This window comes from Protofrankia sp. Cj3 (assembly GCF_917627355.1).
Taxonomy (GTDB): Bacteria; Actinomycetota; Actinomycetes; order Frankiales; family Frankiaceae; genus Protofrankia.
The window spans coordinates 1-5,992 of the sequence record NZ_CAKJTR010000247.1 but is presented as its reverse complement, the minus strand read 5'-3'; the positions used below and the strand labels follow the sequence as shown (position 1 = coordinate 5,992).

The window sequence follows — 5,992 nt, the reverse complement described above, 5'->3', positions numbered from 1 at the left end:
TAGGGGACGCGGCGTCGCGGGGCTGGGGCACGCACCTCGCCGCATCGCTGCCCGTCCATCGCCGCGCGATGCACGGGTACCCCGGCTCGTCAGTCGACGCCCCACACAGGGCGCCTCCCTCCGCCGCCTCGCGATGCACGCACCCCAGCCCCACTCCTTGACCCACACCCCTATTGCCGGGCGCTCTTATCGGAAGCCGTCGTTCGATCAGGGAACCGCGTCCAGGTGGTTGCTGGCAGGGCCGCGGGTCACACCGATACCGGATGAGCCGTATCGGTGTGACCGAGAACGCGGCCACGGGCCGCCTGGACGCGGTGAGCCGGACAGCCGGCCGCAACACGCCCGAGCCAGACCGATGGCCGCACGCGCGGCACGGTGCCCATCGCGTGCCTGTCCAACCTGTGCTCCACTCTTCGATGTGGTGTCACCCAAACAGATGCCAGTGACCGGTCCAGGCCCGTCCCGATGGTTCCGCCGCGGACGGCGCGCGCCCGTGCCGTCGGCCGACCCCGCGCCAACTGTCCGCGGCGACAACGACACGATCGTCATCGTCTCCGCGACGGACTTCGTCTCCTGTACCTACAAGGGCTGCGGGACGCTCCGGCCCCTGATGGACGCCTCCGAGAACCATCCCTGCGCCGGCTGCGGCCGGGTCTGACCCAGATAGCCCGCCAGGTGCTATCTGGGTCAGACCCCTGCGCAGGCTCTCGGTACGCTCCCTGAAAGCCGTCACCGCTCTACCGGCGGGCCACGCCATCGGCGCGAGCCTGCCGGGCCACAGCGGCGGCAACCGCTGGCGCGACCCGGTCGTCGAACACGCTCGGGATGATGTGCTGCTCGGTCAGCTCATCCGCGATCACCGCGGCGAGCGCGTCAGCCGCCGCCAGCTTCATCGGCTCGGTTATGTGGCTCGCGCGGACGTCCAGCGCGCCGCGGAACACCCCCGGGAAGGCCAGCACGTTGTTGATCTGATTCGGATAATCGCTGCGGCCGGTGGCCACAACCCGGGCATAGCAGTGCGCGACCTCCGGATCGACCTCGGGGTCGGGATTGGCCATGGCGAAGACGATCGACCCCGATGCCATCGACGCCACCGCGGCCTCAGGCACCTTGCCCGAGGACAGGCCGATGAAGACATCGGCTCCGGCCAGCGCATCGTTGATCGAGCCCGACAGGCCGGCCCGATTGGTCTCAGCCGCGACCATCGCCTTGATTGGGCTGAGATCAGGACGACCGGTGTGCAGAATGCCACGGCTGTCACCAACCGCAATTTCCCCGATGCCAGCAGCAAGCAGGATGCGGGTCACAGCCACGCCCGCGGCACCCGCTCCGGACACGACCGCACGCAGCTCCCCAAGGCCTCGGCCGGTCAGGCGGGCCGCGTTCACCAGGGCGGCCAGCGTCACGATGGCCGTCCCGTGCTGGTCGTCGTGGAACACCGGAATGTCCAACCGGCTCTGCAACAACCGCTCGATGGCAAAGCACCTCGGCGCCGAGATGTCCTCCAGGTTGATGCCGCCGAAACCGGGCGCCAACCGGGCGACGGTCTCCACGACCTCCTCCACGTCGGTGCAGTCAAGGCAGATCGGCACCGCGTCCACTCCGGCGAAATGCTTGAAAAGCGCGGCCTTGCCCTCCATGACCGGCAGCGCCGCGGCCGGGCCGATGTCGCCAAGCCCCAGCACCGCGGTGCCGTCGGTCACCACCGCGACCGCGTTGGAGCGCCAGGTGAAGTCGTCGGCAAGGCCCGGCTCGGCCGCTATGGCCGTACAGACACGCGCGACGCCAGGAGTGTAGGCGAGTGACAGATCCTCGCGGTTGTTCAACGGGACGGTCAGCGCAAGGCCGATCTTTCCACCCTTGTGCAGGACAAAGGCGGGGTCGGTATCGCGGCCGACCGGCCCCGGCACATCCACGGTGGCTGCCTGCGCAGCCGGCACCCGCGCGGATGGATCAGGCCCGACCTGACCAACGGAATGGTCGGTTGTGGCGGTCATCACATACTCCCTCGGACGAGCTGCCTCGACGGGTGGGAGGCGTGGACGGCGAACCGGGGATCGCCCGGGGATGCTGTCCAATATGACACGTGGGCTCTTCTGCCTGCTCACAAGCGTCTCCCGGCTCCGACTGAAGCACGCGCATGTCCTCGGGCGCACAAGGTGCGCGCCAAAGAAGCCATGGCACGCCGCAATGCCAATGGATCAGCATGAGAACACCAATAGACCAGCGATGCCCGGCCGGGCGGTGGTCTCGGGCTGGTCCGTGGTCTCGGGCCGCTCGGCATCGGCCGGCGCGGTCCGCGAGCCGGCACCGCGGCGGCCCGCGGTGCCGGCTGACAGCGGTGGACACGTTGGCCACCCAATGGACGTCGTTACCCGGTACGGTGCGCGTTCGTGGAGGCTCATGAACTCGCAATAGCCGGCGCCTGGGTGTTCACCCCCCGCCAGCACACCGATGACCGAGGCACGTTCCTGGAGTGGTTCCGCTCCGAAAGCCTGACCAAGGTGATCGGTCACTCACTCGATCTCGCCCAGGCGAACCACAGCGTGAGCCGGCGAGGGACGCTGCGCGGCGTCCACTATGCCGATATCCCGCCCAGCCAGGCCAAGTACGTCACATGCGTGCACGGCCGGGTGCTCGACTGCGTGGTCGACATCCGAGTCGGCTCGCCGACCTACGGGACGCATGCGGCGGTGGTGCTCGACGATGTCGACCGGCGGGGCCTCTACCTTGCCGAGGGGCTCGGGCACGCCTTCATGGCACTCACCGACGACACGGCGATCTCCTATCTCTGCTCGACGACCTACAACCCCTCGCGTGAGCACGGTATAGACCCGCTTGACCCCGATCTGGCACTGCCGTGGCCCCTGGATGTGCCTCCGTTGCTGTCCGAGAAGGACGCGCAGGCCCCCACCCTGAAGGCGGCCGAAGCCGCGGGCCTGCTCCCGTCCTACCCCGACTGCCTCGCGTTCTACGCGTCCCTGCGCAGCCAGCATGGTCGCGGCCAGTAGCGGGCGACGACCCGGCCCAGCACGTCCCCGGCCGGCACGGAACCGAAGGCCGCGCTGTCCGTGCCGAGCATGACGTTGTCGGATCGCAGCCACCACGACCCGTCAGGCTCGACGAAGGCCGCGCGCTTCACGCCGAGCCCGCGTCCGGGCAGCCGCGCCACGACCACGTCTCCCGCCCGCGGGGCCACACCCCACAGCACCAGGCACGCATCGCCGTCCCGCAGCGTCGGCTGCATGGACCCCCCGCTAACCCAGACCGCCCGTACCGCGACACCCAGCCTCATCCGGGTAGGTTGCCAGACGGTGGGAACTAGAGCCCTGCTGCCGCCCGGACCACTGTGGCCCGCCATGTCTGACGATCAACAGGCGCCTTGCGCCCACCAGATGTTCCCCACACGTCCAGCCACCCATACATCCAGCCAGACGAGAAAGGACGGCGGCATGAGCCTCCTGCGTCCGAAGACAACGGTCAGCGCCCACTGCGACCTGCCCTGCGGGGTCTACGACCCGGCCCAGGCGAGGATCGAAGCGCAGTCCGTGAAGGCCATCCAGGAGAAGTTCCAGGGAAACGACGACCCAGCCTTCCGCACTCGGGCGCTGGCCATCAAGGAAGAGCGGGCGGAGCTGGTCAAGCACCACCTGTGGGTGCTGTGGACCGACTACTTCAAGCCCAACCACGTCGAGAAGTACCCCGAGCTGCATGACCTGTTCTGGCAGGCCACCAAGGCGGCGGGAGCGGCTGGCGCCAAGGGGTCGGTCGACCCGGCGGACGGGCAGCGGCTGCTTGACCTCATCGACCAGATCTCCACGATCTTCTGGGAGACCAAGGCCGCCTGAGGGCACCCGCGGGCAGGGCGTCCGGGTGGATGTATCCGGGCCTGGCGGATCGGCGCAGTCGATCCGCCAGGCCCGGCCCGGGCCGCGCCTCGCGTCGTTGTCCTCGGTCGACGCCCAGCGCCTCCGGTGACTGCCTCCGCCGCCTCGCGATCCATCCACCCGGACGCCGCTGTCTGATCGAGCGTCCTGCCGCCGAAGCCTCTTATCAGGCCAAAAATCTCAGTTTTTTCGGTTCAATAGGACCATCGTCGCATCCAGGGCGATGGGACGTTGCCGGAATCACCGTCACAATCGCCAGAATTGATCACCCAACCTGCGGAGGCACCTCAGCGCTGGGTACGGTGGTCTTCAGGTGACACGAAGCGGGAACGGACGTCGGCGGTTGACAGTGGCGTGACCATGGTTTTCACGCCGCCGGAGACCTTGAGCGACAAGCGACAAGGGGGTACCGCAGTGGACACGATGCCAACGACCGGAACCGCGAACGGTCAGGGCGGTGTCCCGGGCGGCGGGGTTCCCGACGCCAACGCCTCCACCGGCGCGGCTCCCAGCTCCGGCGTGCCTGGTGGTGGGCTACGTGACATCGTGCAGCTCACGCTCCCCGCGGCAAGCGCCTACCTGTCGGTTCTGCGGACCGCCACGGCGTCGCTCGCGGCCCGCGGTGATTTCACCCTCGACGACATCGAAGATCTACGGATCGCCGTGGACGAGGCATGCGCCCTGCTGCTGCTGTCGGCTGCGCCTGGTTCGAACCTGGAGTGCACCTTCGAGCTCTCCCCCGGGGTCATCCAGGTCGGCGTGACCGTGCTCAGCGTGGACGGCGAGCCCCCGTCCACCGACACGTTCGCCTGGACGGTGCTGACCGCCCTCGCCGATGAGGTCTCCAGCTCGGTGTCCACCGATTCGCGGGTCACCATCAGGCTGCGCAAGCGACGCGGCGTCCCCGAGAGCAACGCTGTCCCCGAGAACAACGCCGTGCGCGAGAACAACGGATACAGCCCCACGACCGCCGACCCGCAGACGATCAAGACGCAATGGACAAAAAACACAGGCGCACCGAACAACGGGCCGGTGGGCGCGCCGTGACCGCAGGCCGCATCCGACCGTTGCAGAACGCCGCGCCCCCGGCCACGCAGCGCTCACGGCCTCTGCTTGACGACGCCCATGGCCTGATGGCCCAGAACGAGCCCGCACCCACCGAATCCGCACCTGATGAAGCCAGCCGGGACGAGCCCGGCGGCGACGCCGCTGCCAGGCCGGGCGACAACGACATCCTGCCGCCAGAGCCATCCGTACCCACCGCGACGGTCACGGTCCAGGGCGGACCAGCGGACGACCAGCGTCACGGTTCGGGCCACCCTGACGAAACCAACGACAGGGCACGTGCCCGTGAACTGTTCGCCCAGCTGGTCGCGATGCCCGACCGCACTCCCGAACGGGCGGAGATCCGTGACCAGCTCGTCCGGATGCACCTGCCGCTGGTGGAGTACCTGGCCCGCCGCTTCCGCAACCGTGGCGAGCCGCTCGACGACCTGACCCAGGTCGCGACGATCGGGCTTATCAAGTCCGTTGACCGCTTCGATCCCGAGCGCGGGGTGGAGTTCTCCACGTACGCGACGCCGACCATCGTCGGCGAGATCAAGCGGCACTTCCGGGACAAGGGCTGGGCGATCCGGGTGCCGCGACGGCTCCAGGAGCTCAAGCTGTCGCTGACAAAGGCCACGTCGGAGCTGTCCCAGACGCTCGGCCGGTCACCAACGGTAAGCGAGATCGCCGCGCATCTCCAGATGACCGAGGAGGAGGTGCTGGAGGGCCTGGAGTCCGCCAACGCCTACTCGGCGGTCTCGCTGGACGCTCCGGACTCCGGCGACGACGAAGCCCCCGCGGTAGCTGACACCCTCGGTGTCCAGGACGAGTCCCTGGAAGGGGTCGAGTACCGGGAGTCACTCAAGCCGCTGCTGGAGAAGCTGCCCCCACGGGAGAAGCGAATCCTGCTGCTGCGGTTCTTCGGGAACATGACCCAGTCACAGATCGCCGCGGAGCTCGGGATCTCCCAGATGCACGTCTCGCGCCTGCTCGCCCGCACCCTGGCCCAGCTGCGTCGCGGGCTGCTGGAGGATGCTTAGTGGTCGCCGCCGGCAGTT

The 5,992-nt window shown here is 68.6% G+C and carries 7 protein-coding genes; 5 read left to right on the top strand and 2 right to left on the bottom strand.

Annotation, left to right across the window (positions count from 1 at the left end):
* Positions 1-493: 493 nt before the first annotated feature.
* On the top strand, positions 494-658 hold the full coding sequence (locus MJ783_RS21465) for a hypothetical protein (RefSeq protein WP_239313257.1): 165 nt from the start codon (positions 494-496) through the stop codon (positions 656-658).
* A gap of 79 nt (positions 659-737) precedes the next feature.
* Here the strand turns inward: MJ783_RS21465 and MJ783_RS21460 are convergent, their stop codons facing one another.
* Positions 738-1,997 (bottom strand): NADP-dependent malic enzyme, encoded by a 1,260-nt coding sequence (locus MJ783_RS21460; protein WP_239313254.1) that lies wholly within the window; start codon positions 1,995-1,997, stop codon positions 738-740.
* Positions 1,998-2,393: 396 nt separating this feature from the next.
* On the opposite strand from MJ783_RS21460, the gene rfbC reads away from it, so the two are divergent.
* Positions 2,394-3,011 carry a dTDP-4-dehydrorhamnose 3,5-epimerase gene (rfbC, locus tag MJ783_RS21455; protein WP_239313251.1) on the top strand — a complete coding sequence of 206 codons (618 nt, stop codon included), beginning with the start codon at positions 2,394-2,396 and terminating at the stop codon, positions 3,009-3,011.
* Here the strand turns inward: rfbC and MJ783_RS21450 are convergent.
* Positions 2,972-3,295, bottom strand: a complete 324-nt coding sequence (locus MJ783_RS21450; RefSeq protein ID WP_239377265.1) for a S24/S26 family peptidase — start codon at positions 3,293-3,295, stop codon at positions 2,972-2,974. The two genes, rfbC and MJ783_RS21450, sit on opposite strands and share 40 nt — an antisense overlap.
* A gap of 157 nt (positions 3,296-3,452) precedes the next feature.
* On the opposite strand from MJ783_RS21450, the gene sodN reads away from it, so the two are divergent.
* The 3 genes from sodN (at position 3,453) to MJ783_RS21435 (ending at position 5,974) form a co-directional block, all read left to right on the top strand.
* Complete coding sequence (gene sodN, locus MJ783_RS21445) at positions 3,453-3,848, top strand: superoxide dismutase, Ni (RefSeq protein ID WP_239313245.1); 396 nt, start codon at positions 3,453-3,455, stop codon at positions 3,846-3,848.
* A 462-nt stretch (positions 3,849-4,310) separates the two neighbouring features.
* Positions 4,311-4,934 carry an anti-sigma factor gene (locus MJ783_RS21440; protein WP_370651766.1) on the top strand — a complete coding sequence of 208 codons (624 nt, stop codon included), beginning with the start codon at positions 4,311-4,313 and terminating at the stop codon, positions 4,932-4,934.
* On the top strand, positions 4,931-5,974 hold the full coding sequence (locus MJ783_RS21435; protein WP_239313242.1) for an RNA polymerase sigma factor SigF: 1,044 nt from the start codon (positions 4,931-4,933) through the stop codon (positions 5,972-5,974). The genes MJ783_RS21440 and MJ783_RS21435 overlap by 4 nt, the downstream gene beginning before the upstream one ends.
* Positions 5,975-5,992: the final 18 nt, after the last annotated feature.